Consider the following 22,135-nt stretch of genomic DNA (forward strand, 5'->3'; position numbering starts at 1 on the left):
ATAGATATAGGATTAATATGATTTTTGGATTTCAGGATCATGGTGTAGATATGAATGCAGCATTTAAACGATTGCTGGATTTAGGGATAAACTATCCAGAGATAGGAGGAGGAAAGTTAACCCGCTTTAGTCCTTAGTCTTTTAGCTTTAGTCTTCGGAATCCCGCCCTCTGAATTCTCTCTCTTTGTCCTTTCAGCTTTAATCTTTTGTTCTTAGCTTTGATCTTACCCTAAACCCTAAAAATGGATATCGAATCTTTCAGAGAATATTGTTTGAATTTACATGGTACAACCGAAGGAATGAAATGGGGGCATTTATGCTTCATGATTGAAGAAAAAATGTATTTCATTATCGCTATTGATGAAGATAACAGTTTTTCTATAAAGTGTGATCCCGAAGAGTTTGATGCATTAACGGCTAGAGATGGCATACAACAGGCTCACCATATGGCTAAACGACAGTGGATACGTGTTGATAACCTGGAGGTGTTTAATGAAACAGAACTGAAAAAAAGAGTGGCCGATTCAAGAGCTATGGTTTTAGCTAAATTACCTAAGAAAACACAGGCAAGGTACGCTTAAATCTGGCGCAGAGGCACTAAATAACTTCAATACAATTCTTATACAAGTTTCTTTCTACGGGAACTTATTGTTCGTTTTTGGTTTCCTCCTTTTTCGTATCATCTTTTTTTATGCCTTTATCCGCATTCAGTTCTTTCGATTTCATGATATTAAAACGGTACATTTCTTCAATCCCAACAAGTTTCCGTGTACATTTATCGATGTCGGTTCCTTCTTCCCATAAATAAGGGCGAAAGCTATAAGTTTTGGTGCCATCTAGATTTGCAATAAACTGGTTCCAGCTGCTCCAACGTAAACCTTTATAAAATTTAGAAAGATCACTATCAAAACAAAAAACAAGAAACTCACCGTAGCCAGCACCAAGTGGCTGCCAGGTTAGGCTGTTAGGCTCCAGGTAATACACGTTTTTAATGTCTTTACCCAAGCCGCCGTAATTAATAGCAAAGAAACCACCCACAGCATCATCGGCAATTAACAGGTATGGGATGTTATCGCCATATTCTTTTATGGTTTTTCCTTTGTTCCATTCGGCAACATTCCGGCTCAATCTTTCGCTGCCCGAACCTAAAATTCTAATCCATCCATTATCAACCATAATGCCCCCGGTATTGTAAATTACCGAGCCTAGTGTAGCATAGGTCGTCATTTGCGCATTATATAAAACTTCTTTTGCTTTTGCAGAATCAACTGGCAGAATCTCCACCTTATTTTTGGCAGAATCGATCCACTTTTTTACCAATGGCCAAGCCGGATCGGTTTTATTTATTAACGCCTCAAGGCTTATTAATTTATTATCTTTATTGTCTTGGGCGAAAATCTCTGAAGAGAATAAAGTTAAACCAAGGAAAAAGAGGGTTTTGAATGCACTTTTCATGAAAAAGGGGCTTATGTTTTTCCAAAGATAGAATGATAATTAGTAATTGCTGAAAGGAGTGGGATAATTTTTGATTAATCGTGCAGTCGGATGTTACCATCCGACTGATTTATTCAATATCTAAAAAGAACTGATTAATTCGATGAATTGAATTGATAATTTCAGCTAGTGTCAGATGGTAACATCTAACACCACGCCTAACCTTCAACCTCAACCTAGTGCATTCTAATTCTGTCTTTTTGTATAATTAATTGTGCAGTCGGATGTTACCATCCGATTGATTTATTCAACATCTAAAAAGAATTGATTAATTCGATGAATTGAATTGATAATTTCAGCCAGTGCCAGATGGTAACCTCTGCCCCACGCTAATAAAACAAAACGCCCCGATTTAATCGGGGCGCTTGTAATATAGGGATGATAAATAATTGATTTTAAGCTATCGAATGGAAAAGCCTTAAAGCCTTCACCTTTTAACTTCTGCCTCAATCTACCACATTCTAATCCTGTCTTCTGGTTTTTTATATAATTTATCGCCAGGTTTAACATCAAAAGCATTGTACCATGCATCCATATTTACAGGTGCACCAATAGTACGGTATGGGCCTGGAGAATGTGGATCGGTTTTAATTAACTGAGCGGCACTTTCTGGTAAAATATTACCTCTCCATACCTGCGCCCAGGCCAGGAAGAAACGCTGATCTGGCGTAAAACCGTCAATTTTCTCGTTGCCCTGACCTTGTTTAGTCATTTTAAAAGCAGTATAAGCCGCATTTAAGCCCCCTAAATCGCCAATGTTTTCGCCCATAGTCAATTTACCGATTACATGAACCGTATCCAATACGGTATAACCATCAAACTGCTCGCCCAAAGCTTTTGTTTTAGCATCAAATTTGGCTTTATCTTCAGCCGTCCACCAGTTTTTTAAATTACCGGCAGCATCGTACTGACTTCCGCTGTCATCAAAACCATGGCTCATTTCGTGACCAATTACCGCACCAATACCACCGTAGTTAACGGCATCATCAGCATTTGGATCGAAGAAAGGAAACTGTAAAATACCTGCAGGGAAAACAATTTCGTTCAGGGTAGGGCTGTAATAAGCATTAACGGTTGGAGGTGTCATACCAAAACGTTTGCGATCGACCGGTTTACCTAACTGATCAACCATTTCTTTATAGCCCCAAACACTTGCATTGCGTAAGTTTTGGAAGTAGGTGTCTTTATTAATCACCAAACCATCGTAGTTTTTCCATTTTTCCGGATAACCCACCTTTGGTGTAAATGCATTTAATTTAGCTAATGCTTTTTGTTTGGTTTCAGGGCTCATCCACTCCAAACCATTGATTCTGATTTCGAAAGCTTTACGCAAGTTCACAATCATCTGGTTCATGCGTTCTTTAGCTTCTGGTTTAAAATATTTGGCTACATAAAGCTGGCCCAATAATTCGCCAATAGTGCCATCGGTTAAAGATGACATGCGTTGCCAGCGTGGTGTTTGTACTTTCTGACCAGTTTGTGCCTGTGTAAAAGCGAAACTTGCCTTAACAAAAGGAGAACTTAAGCTCGATGCTGAGCCTTTTAAGATGTTCCACTCCAAATAAGTTTGCCAATCGGTAACAGGAACCGATTTCAACATTCCATCCAGGCTTGCCATAAATTTAGGCGAAGAAACCAGAACAGTATCTTGATTTTTGATTTTGAACTTAGGTAAATAGGTTGTCCAGTTAATGTCTGGAGTTTTTTTGTTCAGTTCTGCAACAGTAAGCTTATTGTAGGTGGCGTAAGGATCACGCATTTCTAAACGGCTCATCTGTGCTTCAGCAAATTGCTTTTCAATATTAAAAACAGTTGCTGCTTTTTGTTTTGCTTCTTCAGGCGTACTTCCTGTTAAGGTAAATAGCGTAACCATATAGTTGTTATAAGCCTCGCGGATTTTAACACTACGGGTATCATCTTTCAGATAATAATCGCGATCGGGAAGTGTTGTGCCGCCCTGGCCAATATTCACCATGTATTTGTTTACATTCTTGCGGTCTTGGCCAACGCCCAAGCCAAACATTCCACCGCCTAAACCATTGGTTCGCATATAAGCAACCTGATCTAGCACGCCCTGAATGTTTTTAATCTGCTTAATTTTCTCTAAATCGGCTTTTATTGGTGTGTAACCTAGCTTTTCTATGGTTGCACTATCCATTGCAGCCGTATAAAAATCGCCAACTCTGCGTTTCACCGAGCCTGCAGGAGCAGATTTATCAGCAGCTGCATCTTCAACTAAAGACTTTACTGCATTGATGTTGAAATCGCGAAGTTCGTTAAATGAACCCCAACGTGTTTCTTTAGCAGGAACTGGATTATTTTTCACCCACGTACCACTTGCGTAGGTGTAGAAATCGTCGCCTGGCTTAACGGAAAGATCCATGTTAGCAGGGTCGATAAATTTTTTAGTTTGTGCATTTGCAGAAAAGCCTGCAGCGACTATACCTAGCGCCGCAAAACATCTTTTCAAATTTTGGTATTTCATTCGCTTAATAAGTTAGTAATTATGCGAAATTTATGAAATACTAATTAATACTGGTGTTATATATTAAGAATATTACTTGTTAAACCAGTAGTAAATTTTTGCTAAACCAAGCCGTCTGATAAGTTCGGACGCTGAAAAAGAAATTTTAATAGATTTCATGATTTTAAATCTTTTATACACTATTAACATTTTTTAACAAAATTTATTGTGTCCTTGTAAAAATTATTGCTATTAAGAACGATTCGGGATAAAGCATTTTATTTTCCATAAATTTGAAAACGGTTATCTAAACCTGCGAGGTTTTATCGATAATAAATAAAAAGATGTTTAGCATACAATAGATATAATGAGCCACTCACACGATAAAGAAGATAGCTGTTGCAGCAGTAAAGTGCATTCCGCTCCAAAACATAACCACGATCATGCGCACGAAGAAGGCGACGAACACGACCACGATCATGGTGGAGATCCGTCGGCCTTTCAAACTTATCTGCCAGCCATTGTAACATTGGTTATGCTGCTGATCGGAATTGTGTTTGATAATCTATTTACGGTTCCTGCATTTCAGATTATCCGGCCTTATTGGTATATCGTGGCTTATTTGCCTGTGGGCATTCCGGTTTTACGTGAGGTTTGGGAAACTTTTAAAGCCAAAGATTTCTTTACCGAATTCTCTTTAATGTCTATCGCTACAATCGGTGCTTTTGCCATTGGTGAATATCCCGAAGGTGTAACGGTAATGCTTTTTTATACCATCGGCGAGTTGTTTCAAATGGCTGCGGTAAACCGTGCCAAAAGAAATATTAAAGCATTGCTCGATGTCCGTGCAGATGTAGCACATGTATTCCGCAATGGAAAATACGAAGATGTTAATCCTGAAAAGGTAGAAATTGGCGAAACCATACAAGTAAAAGCTGGAGAGAAAATCCCCCTAGATGGGGAACTGATCAGTGATAAAAGCAGTTTTAATACTGCTGCTTTAACAGGCGAAAGTAAACCGCGTACAATTAATAAAGGTGAATCAATTTTAGCGGGGATGCTTAACCTGGATAAGGTAGTTGAAGTAAAAGTAACTAAGGCTTTTGCCGATAGTGCATTGTCGCGCATTTTGGAAATGGTTCAGAACGCTACTACGCGTAAAGCTAAAACCGAACTTTTTATCCGCAAGTTTGCTAAAATATATACACCAATTGTTTTCTTTTTGGCCCTTGCACTGGTTACTATCCCAATTTTGGTTTTAGGGAGCGAATACCATTTCCAAACCTGGTTGTACCGTTCACTGGTCTTCCTGGTAATATCTTGCCCCTGTGCGCTGGTCATTTCCATCCCATTGGGTTATTTTGGTGGCATTGGTGCAGCATCGGCAAATGGAATTCTTTTTAAAGGCTCTAATTTTCTTGACTTAATTACGAGGCTGAATACCGTTGTAATGGATAAAACGGGAACCTTAACAAAAGGTGTTTTTAAGGTTCAGCAAGTAGAAAGCAGTATCGATGAAGCAACGTTTTTGAATTTATTAACTGCCGTTGAAGCGAAATCAACCCATCCAATTGCTAAGGCTATTGTAGAATACGCAGGAGTGAAAGAAATTCATCCTGCCGAAAATATTGAGGAAATTGCTGGAATGGGCCTAAAGGGATCGGTAAATGGCAAAGCGGTTTTGGCAGGGAACACGAAGCTGTTAGCGAAATTTAATATTGCCTTTGATGCCAAGATTACAGCTATTGAAGAAAGTATTGTGGTTGTTGCGGTTGACGAAAAATATGTAGGATATGTTTTAATTGCCGATGAAATAAAAGAAGACGCCGCAGAAGCCATTAAACAGCTCCACGAAAACGGAATAAAACAGGTAGTGATGCTGAGCGGTGATAAAACTTCAATTGTTAAAAAAGTAGCAACAGGTTTAGGTATTGATACTTATTTTGGCGATTTATTACCGGAAGATAAAGTAGCCAGACTGGAAGAAATTAAAAGCGACAAAAGTAAAGTAGTGGCTTTTGTTGGCGATGGGATAAATGATACGCCTGTATTGGCCATTAGTGATATTGGTATTGCCATGGGGGCAATGGGAAGCGATGCTGCTATTGAAACGGCCGATGTGGTTATCCAAACCGATCAACCCTCTAAAATTGCAACTGCGGTTAAAATCGGTAAGGCAACAAAAAAGGTTGTGATCCAGAATATCGTATTGGCATTCGCGGTAAAAGCACTGGTTTTGATTTTAGGTGCGGGCGGTATTGCAACCATGTGGGAAGCCGTTTTTGCTGATGTTGGTGTTGCACTTTTGGCCATTTTAAATGCGGTGAGAATACAGAAAATGAAGTTTTAATAGGTAATTTGTATGTGGAGTCTATAATCGTTTACCATTAAGAAGTTAAGGGCATTAAAAAGATTATGGTGTAACAGTCTTTATCTCTATTAACTCATTAATGGTAAGTAAGATATGTTGAAAAGTAGGAAGGTGGATTACTATAAAAATTAGTATATTCGTTTATGTCTAAGCCTGTTCCATACCCGGTTTTAAACGATGATGAGCCTGTTAGGAAATTCGAAGAACTTGATGCATCATTAACTTACAGCTATTCTAATTATTTAAACTGGCTTTTTCCTGAAAGAGTAGAACTGATTAAAGGTAAGATCTTTAAAATGAGTCCTGCGCCTTCAAGAGTACATCAGGAAGTTGCTGGCAGTATCTTCTTAAATTTAGGCGTTTTTCTAAAAGATAAACCCTGCAAAGTTTATTCTGCTCCGTTTGATGTCCGCTTTCCAAAAGAAAGTAAAGCTGATAAAGATGTATATACAGTACTACAACCCGATATTTGCGTAATCTGTGATAAAAGTAAACTAGATGCCCGCGGTTGTATTGGCGCACCCGATCTTGTTGTAGAGGTTTTGTCTCCCGGCAATACCAAAATGGAGCTGCTCAATAAGTATAAGGTTTACGAAGAATTTGGTGTCAAAGAATATTGGGTGGTTAGCCAAAGCGATCAGAGCATCCTCATTTACACCCTTAATGATTTGGGCAAATTCCAGCCATCTAAAATATTTACCCACAGTGAAAAAATCACTTCATCGGTATTACCAGGTTTTGAATTGATTTTGGATGATGTTTTTGAGGATATCGGTTAGCCTACTCCTTTATTTGATCAGGAGTATTAAAAAATACAATTGCAATAAGCACACATATCAGTACAAAATTGTACTCTACACCATTTCTTCCTCCACCCACAACAAACCAACCCTCTTTAAAATGCACCATGATAATGCCCATAATCAATATAAAAATGGTTGCAAAACACGCCAGCCGGATATATTTGTTCATAACTAAAAGTATGGCGCAAACAACATGCGAAAGTTTAATTAGCCAGGCAATTGCTATCCCATAAGGTGCAAATCCAATTTTATTCAAATAGAGATTGCCAAAATCATTAATTCCGCCATCAAACATGCCCAACACACTGTGTGATAATAAAATGATGACTATTGATACACGTAATATGGCATAAGCAATTTTAGCGTTTTTAGTATTCATGGTCGTTTAAATGTTTTCTATCCTAAAATACAATTATCTATTGAAGCGTATGTATTTAGCATATAATTTTGGTGGCACAAGCCTATGTTTTTAAACCTGATTGCTTGTAAAGCCCCCCATTCCGATTTAAGCATTCATAATTTTGTTTATGGTATGCTTGCTTGTTGCACAGGTTTCATCGGGAGCGGACTTGTAACGAAAAGCAGGATTCACTTTAAAATGGAATGCTGCACCTGCTTTCTAAAATAAATAACGCATAAGCGCAGAAAATATTAAAAGGCCTTGATTTTGCTTGAGTCTTTCAGCCTACTCTGCTTTGGTCTTTCAGCTTAAATAGCTATTTTTGGACTTTTAATATCATTCATGAGCATATCCACCAAGTACAATCCTGCAGAAACAGAAGATAAATGGTATAGCTATTGGCTATCGAAGAAATTTTTTCACTCCGAACCCGATGAACGCGAGCCTTACACCATCGTCATTCCACCGCCAAATGTTACCGGTGTGCTGCACATGGGGCATATGCTTAACAATACCATTCAGGATGTATTGATCCGTAAAGCCCGTATGCAGGGTAAAAATGCATGTTGGGTGCCTGGAACTGATCATGCCTCTATTGCTACCGAAGCAAAGGTTGTGGCGATGTTGAAGGACCAGGGGATTAACAAAAAAGATCTTTCGCGGGAGCAGTTTATGAAATATGCTTGGGAGTGGAAAGAGAAGTACGGAGGTATTATTTTAGAACAGTTAAAGAAACTGGGTGCAAGTTGCGATTGGGACCGTACGCGTTTCACGATGGAAGAAGATCTTTCTGAAGCAGTGATCGATTCGTTTATTCACTTATACAAAAAAGGGTGGATTTACCGCGGTATCCGTATGGTAAACTGGGATCCGGCAGGTAAAACTGCCGTTTCTGATGAAGAGGTAATCCGTAAGGAAGTAAACCAAAAATTATATTACATTAAATACCTGATTTCGGGAACGGAAGACCAGTTTTTAACGATAGCTACAACGCGCCCGGAAACAATTATGGCTGATGCGGCCATCTGTATCAACCCGAATGATGAACGTTTTATGCACTTAAAAGGCAAAAAAGTGTTCGTGCCTTTGGTTAACCACGAAATTCCGGTTATTGAGGATGAATATGTTGATATTGAGTTTGGTACAGGCTGTTTAAAAGTTACACCGGCACACGATTTAAACGATTATGAACTGGGCGTAAAACATAATTTACCGGTTACCGATATCTTAAACGATGACGGAACCTTAAACGAACTGGCGGTTATTTTAGTGGGCGAAGACAGGTTTGTTGCCCGTAAAAAAATTGCTAAAATGCTGGAGGAAGCTGGTCATTTAGATAAAGTTGAAGATTATAAATCGCAGGTTGGTTTTTCTGAACGTACAGATGCCGCTATCGAACCAAAACTTTCCATGCAGTGGTTTGTGAAGATGAAAGAAATGGCGCAGCCAGCTTTGGATGATGTATTGAATGGTGAGGTAAACCTGATTCCAAATAAATTTGAGAATACTTACCGCCATTGGATGGAGAATGTTCGCGATTGGAACATTAGTCGCCAGTTGTGGTGGGGACAGCGGATCCCGGCCTGGTACGATGATAAAGGAAATTGGGTGGTTGCCAAAACTAAAGATGAAGCATTAGAAGAATTCTGGAAGAAAAAACATTTGGACGAAAGCTGCTCAGAAACGGAAAAAGCTGGATTCAAGCATCAGTTAGAGCCATTTTTGAGGCAGGATGAAGACGTGATGGATACCTGGTTTTCGTCATGGTTATGGCCGATTTCGGTTTTCGATGGTTTTAAAAACCCTGAAAATAAAGACATTAATTATTATTATCCAACCAACGATCTGGTTACCGCACCTGAAATTTTATTCTTCTGGGTGGCCCGTATGATTATGGCCGGACATGAGTTTATGGGTAAAAAGCCATTTACGAATGTATACTTAACAGGTATTGTACGCGATAAATTAGGCCGTAAAATGTCTAAATCGTTGGGTAATTCACCTGATCCGATTGGATTGATCGAAAAATATGGTGCCGACGCCGTTCGTGTGGGTATGTTAATGTCATCACCTGCCGGAAACGATTTAATGTTCGATGAAAGCTACTGTGAACAGGGGCGTAATTTCGCCAGCAAAATCTGGAATGCTTTCCGTTTGGTAAAAGGATGGGAAGTTGACGAAAACCTGGCGAACCCGAATACCCAGGCCATATCTTGGTTCGAAAACCGCTTTAACGAAGCTTTGGTAGAAATTGAAGCCAACTTTAAGCAATACCGCCTATCAGAAGCATTAATGATTACCTACAAACTGGTTTGGGATGATTTCTGTGCCTGGTATTTAGAAATGGTTAAACCTGCTTATCAGCAACCGATTGATGCGGAGAGTTTTAAAGCTACAGTCGGTTTCTTTGAAAATATTATCAAATTATTGCACCCAAACATGCCTTTCTTAACTGAAGAGCTGTGGCATGATGATCTATTTGGCGAGCGCGGAGAAATGGACTGTTGTATTGTTGCCGAATTCCCGAAAGGTGGCGCTTTTGATGAGCAATTATTGAAAGATGCGGAGGTAATTAAAACCGTGGTAGCCGAAATTAGGAATGTAAGGAATCAGAAGCAGATTTCTCCTAAAGAAGCGTTGCCTTTAAGTATCAAAATAAATTCTGATCTTGATTATGAAAAATGGTTGAACATTGTTTTCAAATTGGCCAATGTATCAGAAGCTGAAATTGTAAACGACAAAATTGTTGGTGCAACTGCTTTTATGGCGGGCAAAGATGAATTTTTCATCCCGCTGACCGAAAATATTGATGTGGAAGCAGAACGTGAGCGTTTAAATGCCGATTTAGTGTATTTACAGGGCTTTTTAAAGTCGGTTGATGCTAAATTGAGCAACGAACGTTTTGTACAGAATGCAAAGCCAGAAATTATTGCAAACGAGCGTAATAAAAAGGCTGATGCTGAAGCTAAAATCAAAATTATTGAAGAAAGTTTAGCGGTTTTAGGATAATAATAACTTAACAGCCGTTGCGATCGTCATGCTGACCTGTAGCGCAGCGTAAAGCTACGCAGTAAATTAATTTCAGCATCTTTCCTGCTATTATATTCTAGACCCTGAAATGAATTCAGGGTGACGACTCTCCCTAAAAAGCCTTTCAGATTATTTTCTGAAAGGCTTTTTTACTTATAGTTAATTAGAACTATCTCAATAGAAATAGATTATTTCAAACGTTTTCCTACATATTGATAAAAATAGGCTATTGCCTTAAATATTGGCTTTTTGGCTGTTTATTTAAGGTTAATGCGATTGTAAGCCGTTATTTTAATATAAGGTTTCAAAAATATTACTTGCGAATATTTAAGGTTTGTTTTTATTAACCATATTTTAGGTTTTATTTAAATGGTTTGTCAGATTAGCAAACTAAGAGATAATCTAACCTAATATCCCAAATGGAAAATTCCAGAAGAAAATTTATTAAACAATCAGCAATATTTGCTGCTGCAACCTACGCGGGTACAATGGGCATGAGTGCCAAAAGTTATGGACGCATCATCGGTGCAAATGATAGGGTACGCGTTGGTGTTGTTGGGTTTTCTGATCGTTTTAAAGAAACCCTTTTGCCTTGTTTCCTGAACCACAACAAGGAATTAAACTTCGACATTGTAGGTCTTTCTGATTTATGGAACTACCGGAGAGATTTAGGAATTGCCCATTTAAAAGCAAAATTTGGTCACGATATTAAAGCCTGCCGTAACAACGATGAACTTTATGCCACAAAAGATCTTGATGCCGTAATTATCAGTACCGCCGATTTTCAGCATGCGCTTCACACCATCGAGGCCGTAAAAGCCAGCTGTGATGCTTATGTGGAAAAACCCTTTGCCGAAACCATGGACGACGCCAAAGCGGCATTTAAGGCCGTTAAAGCAAGCAAACAGATTGTACAGATTGGTTCGCAAAGAAGGAGTGGAGAGAATTATACCAATGCAGCAAAATTTATTCAGGATGGAAAATTTGGGCCAATAACTGCTGTAGATTTAGTATGGAATGTAAACCAGCCTGGCAGATGGCGCAGACCAGATTTAGTAGCCAAATTAAAAGAAGAAGATATCGATTGGAAACGTTTTTTGCTCAATCGTCCGGTTGAAGCTTTCGACCCAAGAAAATACTTAGAATACCGCTTGTTCTGGCCTTATTCGTCGGGAATGCCAGGGCAATGGATGTCGCACCAGATCGATACGGTACACTGGTTTACCAATTTAAAACATCCGCGGAGTGTAGTGGCAAACGGAGGCATTTACACCTGGAAAGATGGCCGTAGAAACTGGGATTCGATGGTTGCTGTATTCGATTATGGCCAGCCCGATACAACAGACGGTTTCCAGGTTACTTTTACCTCACGGATGCAGAATAGTGTGGGCGATGTAGGCGAAGTTTACTATTCGAACGGTGGTGAACTGAATTTGATTACCAATAAAGTATCGCCAAAAGGAGGCTTAAAAGAAAAAGAGGCTGCAGCCATGGGTTTAAAAGCCAATCTTTTACCTGAGTTTGATTTAAGTAAAACCGAAATTAAAACGGCTACAGGAGCCAACATGGGTGGCGATGCATTAACCTCTGGCCATATGCGTAACTGGATGGAATGTGTACGCAGTCGTAAAACACCAAATGCGCCTGTTGAAGCGGGTTACTCGCACTCTATTGCCAATATCATGACCAATGCTGCGGTACGAACAGGTGCAAAAGCAATTTTCGATGAAGGCAGACAAGAAGTAATTGCAAACGGAAAAGTATTTAAATATTAAAAAAATATCGTCATTGGGAGCGCAAAGCCATCGGACCTTCAAGAAAGATTGCTTCGTCATTCTTCCCCGCAATGACAGCAAAAAAACAAATCATGTTAAATTTTAAAAAATATAGTATTCTGGCCCTTTCGCTAATCAGTTTATCAGCCGCTGCCCAAAAAGCAAGGCCATTATTTGATGGTAAAACCTTAACAGGTTGGAAAGCCGTTGCAGGAGCCGCTCCATACAAAGTTGAAGATGGAATGATTATCGGAACGATGACCAAAGGCACACCAAATTCGTTCTTAATCACCGAAAAAGAATATGGCGATTTTATTTTAGAACTGGATGTAAAACTCGAAGGAGAAACCACCAACTCGGGCGTACAAACACGCAGCCATATTAAACCAGAAGGAAATAACGGTAAAGGATTGGTTTTTGGTAGGCAGGTAGAAATAGACCCTACGCCAAGGGCATGGACCGGGGGGATTTACGATGAAGCCAGAAGGTTATGGTTATACCCTTTGGAGCTTAACCCATCGGCAAAACCATTGTATAAAAAGAATGAGTTTAACCATTACAAAATCGAATGTATTGGTAACGAAACCAAAACCTGGGTAAATGGAACACCTGTTGCTTATGTGATCGATACCTTGGATAAATCAGGGTTTATTGGTTTACAGGTCCACGGCATTGGCAATAACCTCGATAATGATGGCAAGAAAGTTTATTTCAAAAATATCAACATTCAAACAGCCGGGTTAAAAGCCAAAGCCTTTCCAAAAGGAATTTATACGGTTAATTTAACACCGAATACCTTATCTGCTTACGAAAAGTCAGAGGGTTATAAACTTTTGTTCGATGGTAAAAGCAATGCAGGTTGGGTTGGTGCTTATAAAACTACTTTCCCTGCCAAAGGATGGAAAATTGCCGATGGTGTAATTAGTGTGGAGCCATCTGGTGGTGCAGAATCGACCAACGGCGGCGATATTGTAACCAAGGATGAATATGCTGCTTTTGATCTGTCGTTCGAGTTTAAGCTTACTCCTGGTGCAAACAGTGGTGTAAAATATTTTGTTACCCTGAGCGAAAAAAATACAGGTTCTGCTATTGGTCTCGAGTATCAGGTTTTAGATGATGTATTACATCCTGATGCAAAATTGGGCAGAGATGGAAACCGCACCTTGGCATCGTTATACGATTTAATGACTTCGAAAAAAGAAGCCCGTTACCTGCGCCCTATTGGTAGTTGGAATAACGGGCGTTTGGTGGTGTACCCAAATAACAAAGTAGAGCATTATTTAAATGGCGTAAAAGTTTTAGAATATACACGCGGTTCAGAAGAATTTAAAAAATTGGTTGCCATCAGCAAGTATAAAGATTGGAAAAACTTTGGTGAAGCACCAAAAGGACATATTTTGTTGCAGGATCATGGCAATAAAGTAGATTTCAGGACCATTAAAATCAAGACTTTATAAGTTTTTGATTTGAAAATGAGCGTTGATTTAACATGGCGGCCGGTAGTCCCGCTTTCGCTTATAGCCTTGTTCGTACCTCACTGCGGGCTATTTAGCTCAATCGGGTTTATCATTAGCGTTTGTGCCGGGAAACAAACCCATAGGCACTAAATGATGTTAATTAGCCCCGACATACGCGGAAATACTTTTTGTGCATTTTCGTTAATGTAGTAGATACCGGCAACAAAAAGATTGCAGCATTGGCGGGACTACCACTAAATTGCAGCATTATCCTGGCGCTCCAAATCATCATTTTAAAAGAATAAAATATTAACATATCATGTATCGTCGATCTTTTTTAAAACATAGCACATTGTTAGGCTCTGGTTTACTTTTGGGTAACCAGGGCTTTGCTAATTTAGTGGCTGATGAAATTATTAATGTGGCAATGATTGGTTGTGGCGATCGTGGCAAAGGTGTTTTGTCGGTAATTAAATCAATGCCTGCAAAGTATAAAATCAAGGCTTATTGCGATTTGCTCGATTTTAGGTTTAAAGAAACCGAAAAATATGTTCCTGCGGATGCAAAGGCCGTAAAAGATTACCACAAAGTTTTAGACGATAAAACAATTGACGCGGTTTTTATTGCCACACCTTTAAATGAACATTTCAGAATTGCCAAAGATGCGGTACTGGCTGGCAAACATGTGTATGTAGAAAAAACCATGACCTACAATATTGCCCAGGCACTCGAACTTAAAAAACTGGTGAAACAATATCCCAATCAGGTTTTTCAGGTGGGGTATCAGTATCGTTATTCGCCTTTGTATTTTAAGGTGAAGGATATGATCCAAAGTGGTTATTTGGGCAAGGTTAGCCAGATCGATTGCCGTTGGGACCGCAATGGTAATTGGCGTAGGGCAGTGCCAGATCCAGCTTTAGAACGCAAAATTAACTGGCGGATGTACAAGGAATATTCTGGTGGCTTAGCTGCCGAACTTTTATCGCACCAGATCGATTTTATCAATTGGGCTTTCGAAACGCAGCCAGATGAAATTATGGGATCGGGAGGGATAGATGTGTTTAAAGACGGACGCGAAACCTACGATAATATTCAGGCCATTCTCCGTTATAACGAAAAAGGCATGATTGGCAATTTTGGAGCCACTTGCGGTAATGCACATGATGGTTACCTGTTTAAAATAAAAGGAACTAAGGGTTCGGTTTCTTTGCTTACCAATACCGGTTTGTTTTACCCTGAAGAAAGTGTTAAAAAAGAATTAGGCATTGTTGACGGCGTAACTGGGGCCACAAAGATTGTGGTCAATAAAGATGGCGGAATCCCGATTTTGGATAAAGCCACCATTGATGGTACAAATTATGCCTTAGATGAATTTTATAAATCGATAACAACCAGGAAAGAACCTGTATCAAATATCAATACGGGAACGCAAGCGGCTATCTGTGTGGCCATGTGTAACGAGGCGATTTACAGTGGTAATAAGCAGTTTTGGAAATCTGAGTATAGCGTATAAGTGATCTGTCATCTTCACAAAAATGTATTCGAAATATCGTCATCTCGACTGAAGCGCAGCGTAATGGAGAGATCTGCTACTGTTGTTTTTTCCTATTGGTTGGTGTCTCACTGACCAAGAAGAACTATTATTCTACTTTAGTTTTGTGAATGCGGATTAAGTTTCGGTCGGTGGGGCACCAACCGATAAATGAATATCGTGTTTAGATCATATTCTCTTTAGTCATTCTGAAAGCATTCTAAATATCGTCATCTCGACTGAAGCGCAGCGTAATGGAGAGATCTGCTACTGTTGATTTTTTTCCATTGGCTGGTGTCTCACCGACCAAGAAGAATATTATTCTACTTTCATTTTATTTTGCCCTTCGACTCCGCTCAGGGTGACAAAAAAGGATTTTCGCGTCAATCAGGTTTTTTCTATTGATTGGTGTACCACCGACCAAGAAGAACTATTATTCTACTTTAGTTTTGTGAATGCGGATTAAGTTTCGGTCGGTGGGACACCAACCGATAAATGAATAGAAGAATTATGCTATAAAGATCCTTCATTGCATCCGATAGCTATCGGATCAGGACGACAGAAAACCGTGTTTACCTAGCAAAATTATTTTGCTATAGCCCCAAATATTCTGGCATTTCCTGTACGAAGCTAAACTTACCTTTTTCAACGTCCATCTTCGCATAAACATGTTGCAAACCATTGGTTAACACAATCCATTTCGCTTGATGGATTGAATTGTACCGCGATGCCTGATCGAAAACCGATTGCGTAATCTTTACCTTGGGTGCCTTACACTCAATTAACATCAGCTTTTCGCCGGCCGTATTATACACTAAAATATCACTCCGCTTTTGTAATTGGTTTAACACTAAACCGCCTTCAATCTGGATCAGTGTGCGGGGGAATTTCTTTTCCAAAACCAGGTTTTGTATAAAATGCTGACGTACCCATTCCTCGGGTGTAAGTACGAGGTGCTTTTTCCTCAACTCATCGAAAATAAAAACCACATCATCTTTTTGGGTAATTTTAAACGGATACGGAGGAAGGTTAAGTGGAGTAGGAGTAAACATTTTCTCAGTTGGCGGTTATCAGTTTGCAATTGGCAGTAATCAGTTTTCAGTTAACAGTTGAAAGTTCTCCGCTAACAATGGAACAGGCTATCAATTGTCATTGTGGCAAAGTTAATTAATTCTAAGCGATGCAAGGAAATTTCCAATCATCTCACCTCTCAAATCTAGGGTCTCAAATCTCACCTCTAATATCTCACCTCTCTTAAATTATAAACATTTGCCTAAATCCTTAAAGCTAAATCGTAATTTTACGGGCAATGACTGCTGCCGAAATTATTAAAGATATCAAAGCCCGAAAATTCAAACCTGTGTATTTATTGCATGGCGAAGAATCTTATTATATCGATCAAGTAACAGATTATATTGAAGATAAGCTGTTGAACGATGCCGAAAAGGGCTTCAATCAGACGGTTCTATACGGAAAAGATACTGATATGGCTACCGTTTTGGGTGCAGCAAAGCGATACCCGATGATGTCTGATTATCAGGTGGTAATTGTTAAAGAGGCACAGGATTTAAAGTGGGGCAAAGAAGATTCGAGCAGCAAAGAGGGCGAATTTGTGCTCAATTATTTCGAAAAACCCTTGCCCAGCACCATTTTGGTATTGGCTTTTAAATATGCCAATTTCGATAAGCGCAAAAAAATCTACAAAGCCATTAATAAAAGTGGGTTGATTTTTCAGTCAGATCCTGTGCGCGATTATAAACTGGTGCCCTGGATTGAAGAATTTATTAAAGATAAAGGTTACAAGATTGATCAGCAGGCATCGGCTTTAATGGCCGAATATTTAGGAACCGACCTTTCTAAAATTGCCAACGAGATCGAAAAGTTAATGCTCAATGTTCCAAAAGAAACAACCATTAATACCGACCTGGTTCAGAAAAATATAGGCATTAGTAAAGAATATAATGTTTTCGAACTGCAGAAGGCACTGGCTATCCGCGATGTGCTGAAATGTAATAAAATTATCAATTACTTCGCCAGCAACCCTAAAGCCAACCCAACGGTAATGGTTTTGGCCAATTTAGGCGGTTACTTTACTAAACTTTTAAAATACCATTACATCCCAAATAAGGCCGATGCGGCATCGGCTTTGGGTGTGCCTCCATTCTTTATTAAAGATTATGAGGTAGCTGCAAGAAATTACAATACAGGCAAAGTTTTCCAGGTGATTGGTTTACTCCGCGAATACGATTTAAAAAGCAAGGGTTTAGATAGCACCGGAAATGTTGAAGATGGAGAGCTGTTAAAAGAGCTCGTTTTCAAAATTGTACACTAACCTTTTTTTCGCAAAAGCCTGTTTTATATTACCTATCAAACGTTTGCGCAAATTTTCTGGATTTTATTGTAATTTAATATCATTATTTTAGAAATCGATACCTCATTAACAGGTACTAACCATTTCTAAACACAAATGAAAACTAAAATCCTTTTACTGTTAGTGCTTCAGTGCATTGGGAACTTTATTTATGCCCAATCATTAAAACCTTATAATCTTTCCTTTCCTAAACTTGCCAATAAATGGGACGAAGCCATGCCCTTGGGGAATGGGATGTTAGGCGTATTAATATGGGAAAAGAACAATAAACTACGCCTTTCATTAGATCGTGCAGATCTGTGGGATGAACGTAAAGCGCTGGATATTTCGAAAATTAACTTTAAGTGGGTAGAAGAGCAGGTTCATCAAAACAACTACGCTGCCGTTCAAAAAATAGGTGATGAGCCTTATGATAACAGTCCATACCCAACCAAATTGCCTGCGGCGGCAATGGAGTTTGATATTGCTAAATTAGGTAAAGTAGTATCGAACGAATTGGATATCGAAACGGCTTTAAACACGGTTAAATTTGATAATGGCACTGTTTTTAACTGTTACATCCATGCAAAGCGGCAACAGGGATATTTTAGTTTCGAAAATCTTAAATCTACGGCAATCATACCTAACCTGATTGTGCATAATTACGCCAATAATCTGATAGAAAAAGGCGATGACAGCCACGCAGGTGAGGGTTTGCAAAAACTGGGCTATGCAAAAGGAACAGTTAACAATACGGTAAATAGTGTCCGTTACCGTCAGCCTACTTATGATGGCCATTATTATGAAGTGTTGGTTAAATGGACAACAATGGAGAACGGCAATGTAATCGGTTCCTGGACCATTAGTAGTGATAAAGCGGCAAAATTACCTGCTATTTCTTCAACAGCGAAAGAGCCGACGGGCTGGGATTCTCATACTGGATGGTGGAAAGATTTCTGGAATAAATCGAATATCTCTGTTCCGGATCAGCTTATTCAAAAACAATATTATTTAGAAATGTATAAATTAGGGTGTGTAGCCAGAAAAGGCGCACCCGCTATTACTCTGCAAGCCGTTTGGACAGCCGATAATGGCAGCTTACCCCCCTGGAAGGGCGACTTCCATAACGATTTAAATACTCAATTAAGTTATTGGCCAACATATACTGCTAACCACCTGGTCGAAGGAGCCACTTTTACCGATTGGCTATGGAAAATCAGAAAAAGTAACCTGACCTATACCAAACAGTATTTTGGTGTTGAAGGCTTAAATGTTCCTGGTGTGGCCACCTTAAATGGTGACCCAATGGGTGGCTGGATCCAATACTCGCTTTCGCCAACCGTAAGTGCATGGACCGCGCAACATTTTTATTGGCAGTGGAAATATAGCATGGATAATAGGCTTCTTAAAACCAGGGCCTATCCGTATATTCATGAAGCGGCAACCTATCTGGAGAATATTACAAGGTTGAAAGACGGCAAACGTTCACTGCCTTTGAGCTCTAGTCCTGAATATAACGATAACAGTGTTAAAGCCTGGTTCTTAAACTGGACTAATTTCGATTTGGCCTTAGCCAAGTTCTTATTTAAAGCTGCGGCAGAAGTAAGCCGGGCAAAAGGTAAAATAGACGAAAGCAAACATTGGACGGAAATACTGAATCAGTTACCAGATTACGAAATAAATGAAACTGGTTTTACCATTGCACCAGGATCTAATTTAGCGAGCTCACACAGGCATTTTTCGCAGTATATGGCCATATATCCACTCGATTTATTGGATATTAACCACGAGCGGGATAAAAACATTATTGGCAATTCTTTAAAACGGCTGGAAGAAATTGGTACAAGGGCATGGTGCGGTTATTCTTTTAGTTGGATGGCTTCTTTGTATGCGAGAGCTTACCAGGCCGATAAAGCCGCAAAACAACTGGAAATTTTTGCTTCAAATTTCTGCTCACCAAATAGTTTTCACTTAAACGGCGATCAGAAAGGTGGGCAATACTCTGATTTTACCTATCGTCCGTTTACCTTAGAAGGCAATTTTGCCTTTGCACAAGGCGTACAGGAACTTTTATTGCAAAGCAGAAATGGGTATATACAGGCATTCCCAGCTGTACCACAAAGCTGGAAAGATGTAGCTTTTAATAATCTGCGTGCTGAAGGCGCCTTTTTAGTCAGCGGAAATAAAGAAAACGGTTTGCCAACAACAGTAAAAGTTTATGCAGAAAAAGCAGGTGTACTTAGAATTAAGCTGCCTTTTAAAACTTATGTGGTAAGGGATATACCTGCTGAGATTGTAAAAATGGGCGATGATGGAATTGCCGAAGTGACCCTGAAAAAACGACAGACCATCGTTTTTGAAAACGGATATGAATAATATCCTTAACTAGAATGATGAATTAACCGCAAAGAACGCTAAGGGTTTCGCAAAGTAAGCAAAGGACTATTGCTGATGTTATTAAGCGTGAGGGATAGAAGCGAAAAGCCCACAGCGAGGCACGAGCGAGGACTTGCAGCGCATAGCCCGACCTCTTGCTCAGCTTGGGGGCACGCCCAAAATACACGATGCATCAGTATAAATTAAAGTATATTTTGTACCACACGTTACAGTACTTGGAGATGCAAAGAAGATCATTTTTAAGCAACATAACGATAAATTAATCATAACTGTTAGGGTAGATAGTAAATCCCGTTTTACCAAAGTATATAAAATAACAGGCATTTTGTAAATTTACGGGTATAGGGTACGCATCATACTCAGCTTTAGCAAGAAGCTAAAAACGTTAATAATAAGCCTTTTATATACGATTCATATCAAAATCATCTATGAGGAAAATAATATTAATCACTGCGCTGTTATGCTGCAAACTAGGCTATGCCCAGCAAAAACCCAATATTGTAATCATCATTTCTGATGACCACGCTTTTCAGGCCATAAGCAGTTATGGTAGTAAATTAACGCAAACACCCAATATCGATCGTATTGCCCGGTCGGGGGTAACCTTTAACAAAGCTTATGTAACCAATTCTATTTGCGGACCAAGCAGGGCCGTTATATTAACAGGATTGTATAGCCATAAAAACGGCTTTAAAGATAATGAAACCTCTCATTTTGATCATGGGCAGGATAACTTTGCCAAACACCTTCAGTCAGGGGGCTATCAAACTGCATGGATAGGCAAGTTGCACCTGGGTAATAAACCTCAGGGATTTGATTATTACAGCATTCTGCCAGATCAGGGGCAGTACTACAACCCCGATTTTATCGGTATGGATGGTAAAACCGTGCATAAAGAAGGTTATGTAACCAATCTCATAGAAGATGCCGCTGAGCAGTGGTTAGATAATAGAGACCCATCGAAGCCCTTCTGTTTAGTTATTGGGCACAAAGCCACGCACCGTACCTGGCTTCCGGATACGGCTGATATGGGGAAATTCGATAAAGTGAAATTCCCTTTGCCTAAAAATTTTTACGATAATTATGTAAACCGGGAAGCGGCAAAAGTACAGGATATGACCATCGATAAAACCATGTTAATGGGCTACGACCTGAAAATGCTTTCATATAGCAAAAATGGAGAGGGTAGCGTTAACCGAATGAACTTAGCACAAAGAGCCAGGTTCGATGCCTACTATAAGCCAATCGAAGCCGATTTAAAAAGCCGGAATTTAACAGGCAAAGCCTTAGTAGAATGGAAGTATGAACGTTATATGCGTGATTATTTAAGCACAGCAGCATCGCTTGATCGCAATATTGGCCGTACGCTTGATTACCTTGAAAAGCACAGTCTTACTAAAAATACGATTGTAATTTACCTTTCAGATCAAGGTTTTTATTTAGGCGAGCATGGTTGGTTTGATAAACGTTTTATGTATGAAGAATCTTTCAGAACACCAATGGTGATGCGTTACCCCGGTGTGATTAAACCAGGAAGCAAAAGCGAGGCTTTTGTGATGAATCTTGATATTGCGCCAACTTTGCTTGATGCAGCCAAGCTTAAAGTGCCACAGGCTATGCAAGGGAAATCGATGTTGCCTTTGTTTCAAACAAAAAAAGTAGCATTCAGGGATGCCATGTTTTATCATTATTATGAAAATGGCGAACATTCCGTATCGCCTCATTTTGGCGTTAGAACCGAACGATATAAATTAATCCGCTTTTACAAACGTGTTAATAGTTGGGAATTATACGACCTGAAGAATGATCCCTCAGAAGAAAATAATTTATACGGCAAAAAAGAGTACGAAGATATTGTGGCTCAATTAAAAGGCAGATTAAACAACCTTATCGATCAATATGACGACCAGGATGCCAAAAGTATTATGGCAGAACTTTAAATATCTGCTGAGGTTGGTGCCAATAATTTAATGTCGAAGGTAGCCAATGCGCTATTGAGCGCATTTGGCTGTTTTGTGTTTTTATTGGCTATATCGAGCCTTTAATAGTGCAATTTTTCCAAA

The 22,135-nt window shown here is 39.3% G+C and carries 14 protein-coding genes; 10 read left to right on the forward strand and 4 right to left on the reverse strand.

Annotated features, from left to right (window positions below):
* Positions 1-242 precede the first annotated feature (242 nt).
* Positions 243-581, forward strand: coding sequence for an MmcQ/YjbR family DNA-binding protein (locus AC07VK_RS00590; protein ID WP_492957564.1), 339 nt, complete (start codon positions 243-245; stop codon positions 579-581).
* A gap of 64 nt (positions 582-645) precedes the next feature.
* Here AC07VK_RS00590 and AC07VK_RS00595 read toward each other — a convergent pair whose 3' ends face one another.
* Both AC07VK_RS00595 and AC07VK_RS00600 read right to left on the reverse strand, forming a co-directional pair.
* Entirely contained in the window at positions 646-1,455 is an 810-nt protein-coding gene (locus tag AC07VK_RS00595) for a DUF2625 domain-containing protein (RefSeq protein WP_492955741.1), read from the reverse strand.
* Positions 1,456-1,945: 490 nt separating this feature from the next.
* Complete coding sequence (locus AC07VK_RS00600) at positions 1,946-3,979, reverse strand: M13 family metallopeptidase (protein WP_492957566.1); 2,034 nt, start codon at positions 3,977-3,979, stop codon at positions 1,946-1,948.
* 346 nt (positions 3,980-4,325) lie between these two features.
* Between AC07VK_RS00600 and AC07VK_RS00605 the strand changes: the two genes are divergently transcribed.
* Together AC07VK_RS00605 and AC07VK_RS00610 are read left to right on the forward strand one after the other, a co-directional pair.
* Positions 4,326-6,308, forward strand: a complete 1,983-nt coding sequence (locus AC07VK_RS00605; protein ID WP_492957568.1) for a heavy metal translocating P-type ATPase — start codon at positions 4,326-4,328, stop codon at positions 6,306-6,308.
* A gap of 164 nt (positions 6,309-6,472) precedes the next feature.
* The gene (locus tag AC07VK_RS00610; protein WP_492957570.1) at positions 6,473-7,108 is read left to right on the forward strand and encodes a Uma2 family endonuclease; all 636 of its coding nucleotides are present in this window, start codon (positions 6,473-6,475) and stop codon (positions 7,106-7,108) included.
* A 1-nt stretch (position 7,109) separates the two neighbouring features.
* On the opposite strand, the gene AC07VK_RS00615 is transcribed toward AC07VK_RS00610, so the two are convergent.
* On the reverse strand, positions 7,110-7,511 hold the full coding sequence (locus AC07VK_RS00615) for a DoxX family protein (RefSeq protein WP_492957572.1): 402 nt from the start codon (positions 7,509-7,511) through the stop codon (positions 7,110-7,112).
* A gap of 363 nt (positions 7,512-7,874) precedes the next feature.
* On the opposite strand from AC07VK_RS00615, the gene AC07VK_RS00620 reads away from it, so the two are divergent.
* The 4 genes from AC07VK_RS00620 (at position 7,875) to AC07VK_RS00635 (ending at position 15,307) form a co-directional block, all read left to right on the forward strand.
* On the forward strand, positions 7,875-10,541 hold the full coding sequence (locus AC07VK_RS00620) for a valine--tRNA ligase (RefSeq protein ID WP_492957574.1): 2,667 nt from the start codon (positions 7,875-7,877) through the stop codon (positions 10,539-10,541).
* Positions 10,542-10,981: 440 nt separating this feature from the next.
* Entirely contained in the window at positions 10,982-12,337 is a 1,356-nt protein-coding gene (locus AC07VK_RS00625; RefSeq protein ID WP_492957576.1) for a Gfo/Idh/MocA family protein, read from the forward strand.
* 92 nt (positions 12,338-12,429) lie between these two features.
* Entirely contained in the window at positions 12,430-13,794 is a 1,365-nt protein-coding gene (locus AC07VK_RS00630) for a 3-keto-disaccharide hydrolase (RefSeq protein ID WP_492955748.1), read from the forward strand.
* A gap of 319 nt (positions 13,795-14,113) precedes the next feature.
* Positions 14,114-15,307 carry a Gfo/Idh/MocA family protein gene (locus tag AC07VK_RS00635; protein WP_492957578.1) on the forward strand — a complete coding sequence of 398 codons (1,194 nt, stop codon included), beginning with the start codon at positions 14,114-14,116 and terminating at the stop codon, positions 15,305-15,307.
* Between the two features lie 611 nt (positions 15,308-15,918).
* Here the strand turns inward: AC07VK_RS00635 and AC07VK_RS00640 are convergent.
* Positions 15,919-16,377 carry a type I restriction enzyme HsdR N-terminal domain-containing protein gene (locus AC07VK_RS00640; RefSeq protein ID WP_492957580.1) on the reverse strand — a complete coding sequence of 153 codons (459 nt, stop codon included), beginning with the start codon at positions 16,375-16,377 and terminating at the stop codon, positions 15,919-15,921.
* Positions 16,378-16,634: 257 nt separating this feature from the next.
* Between AC07VK_RS00640 and holA the strand changes: the two genes are divergently transcribed.
* The 3 genes from holA (at position 16,635) to AC07VK_RS00655 (ending at position 22,012) form a co-directional block, all read left to right on the forward strand.
* Positions 16,635-17,657 carry a DNA polymerase III subunit delta gene (holA, locus tag AC07VK_RS00645; RefSeq protein ID WP_108199923.1) on the forward strand — a complete coding sequence of 341 codons (1,023 nt, stop codon included), beginning with the start codon at positions 16,635-16,637 and terminating at the stop codon, positions 17,655-17,657.
* A gap of 135 nt (positions 17,658-17,792) precedes the next feature.
* Positions 17,793-20,051 (forward strand): glycosyl hydrolase family 95 catalytic domain-containing protein, encoded by a 2,259-nt coding sequence (locus tag AC07VK_RS00650; RefSeq protein ID WP_492957582.1) that lies wholly within the window; start codon positions 17,793-17,795, stop codon positions 20,049-20,051.
* Positions 20,052-20,500: 449 nt separating this feature from the next.
* Complete coding sequence (locus AC07VK_RS00655) at positions 20,501-22,012, forward strand: sulfatase family protein (protein ID WP_492957584.1); 1,512 nt, start codon at positions 20,501-20,503, stop codon at positions 22,010-22,012.
* Positions 22,013-22,135: the final 123 nt, after the last annotated feature.

This window comes from Pedobacter sp. GW821-FHT01D05 (assembly GCF_059422505.1).

What these genes read in the sequence shown, in the direction of transcription:
- AC07VK_RS00615 (WP_492957572.1), bottom strand. Translation starts at nt 7,511, where the DNA reads ATGAATACTAAAAACGCTAAAATTGCTTATGCCATATTACGTGTATCA.
- AC07VK_RS00640 (WP_492957580.1), bottom strand. Translation starts at nt 16,377, where the DNA reads ATGTTTACTCCTACTCCACTTAACCTTCCTCCGTATCCGTTTAAAATT.
- AC07VK_RS00630 (WP_492955748.1), top strand. Translation starts at nt 12,430, where the DNA reads ATGTTAAATTTTAAAAAATATAGTATTCTGGCCCTTTCGCTAATCAGT.
- AC07VK_RS00635 (WP_492957578.1), top strand. Translation starts at nt 14,114, where the DNA reads ATGTATCGTCGATCTTTTTTAAAACATAGCACATTGTTAGGCTCTGGT.
- AC07VK_RS00610 (WP_492957570.1), top strand. Translation starts at nt 6,473, where the DNA reads ATGTCTAAGCCTGTTCCATACCCGGTTTTAAACGATGATGAGCCTGTT.
- AC07VK_RS00625 (WP_492957576.1), top strand. Translation starts at nt 10,982, where the DNA reads ATGGAAAATTCCAGAAGAAAATTTATTAAACAATCAGCAATATTTGCT.
- holA (WP_108199923.1), top strand. Translation starts at nt 16,635, where the DNA reads ATGACTGCTGCCGAAATTATTAAAGATATCAAAGCCCGAAAATTCAAA.
- AC07VK_RS00590 (WP_492957564.1), top strand. Translation starts at nt 243, where the DNA reads ATGGATATCGAATCTTTCAGAGAATATTGTTTGAATTTACATGGTACA.
- AC07VK_RS00650 (WP_492957582.1), top strand. Translation starts at nt 17,793, where the DNA reads ATGAAAACTAAAATCCTTTTACTGTTAGTGCTTCAGTGCATTGGGAAC.
- AC07VK_RS00655 (WP_492957584.1), top strand. Translation starts at nt 20,501, where the DNA reads ATGAGGAAAATAATATTAATCACTGCGCTGTTATGCTGCAAACTAGGC.
- AC07VK_RS00620 (WP_492957574.1), top strand. Translation starts at nt 7,875, where the DNA reads ATGAGCATATCCACCAAGTACAATCCTGCAGAAACAGAAGATAAATGG.
- AC07VK_RS00605 (WP_492957568.1), top strand. Translation starts at nt 4,326, where the DNA reads ATGAGCCACTCACACGATAAAGAAGATAGCTGTTGCAGCAGTAAAGTG.
- AC07VK_RS00595 (WP_492955741.1), bottom strand. Translation starts at nt 1,455, where the DNA reads ATGAAAAGTGCATTCAAAACCCTCTTTTTCCTTGGTTTAACTTTATTC.
- AC07VK_RS00600 (WP_492957566.1), bottom strand. Translation starts at nt 3,979, where the DNA reads ATGAAATACCAAAATTTGAAAAGATGTTTTGCGGCGCTAGGTATAGTC.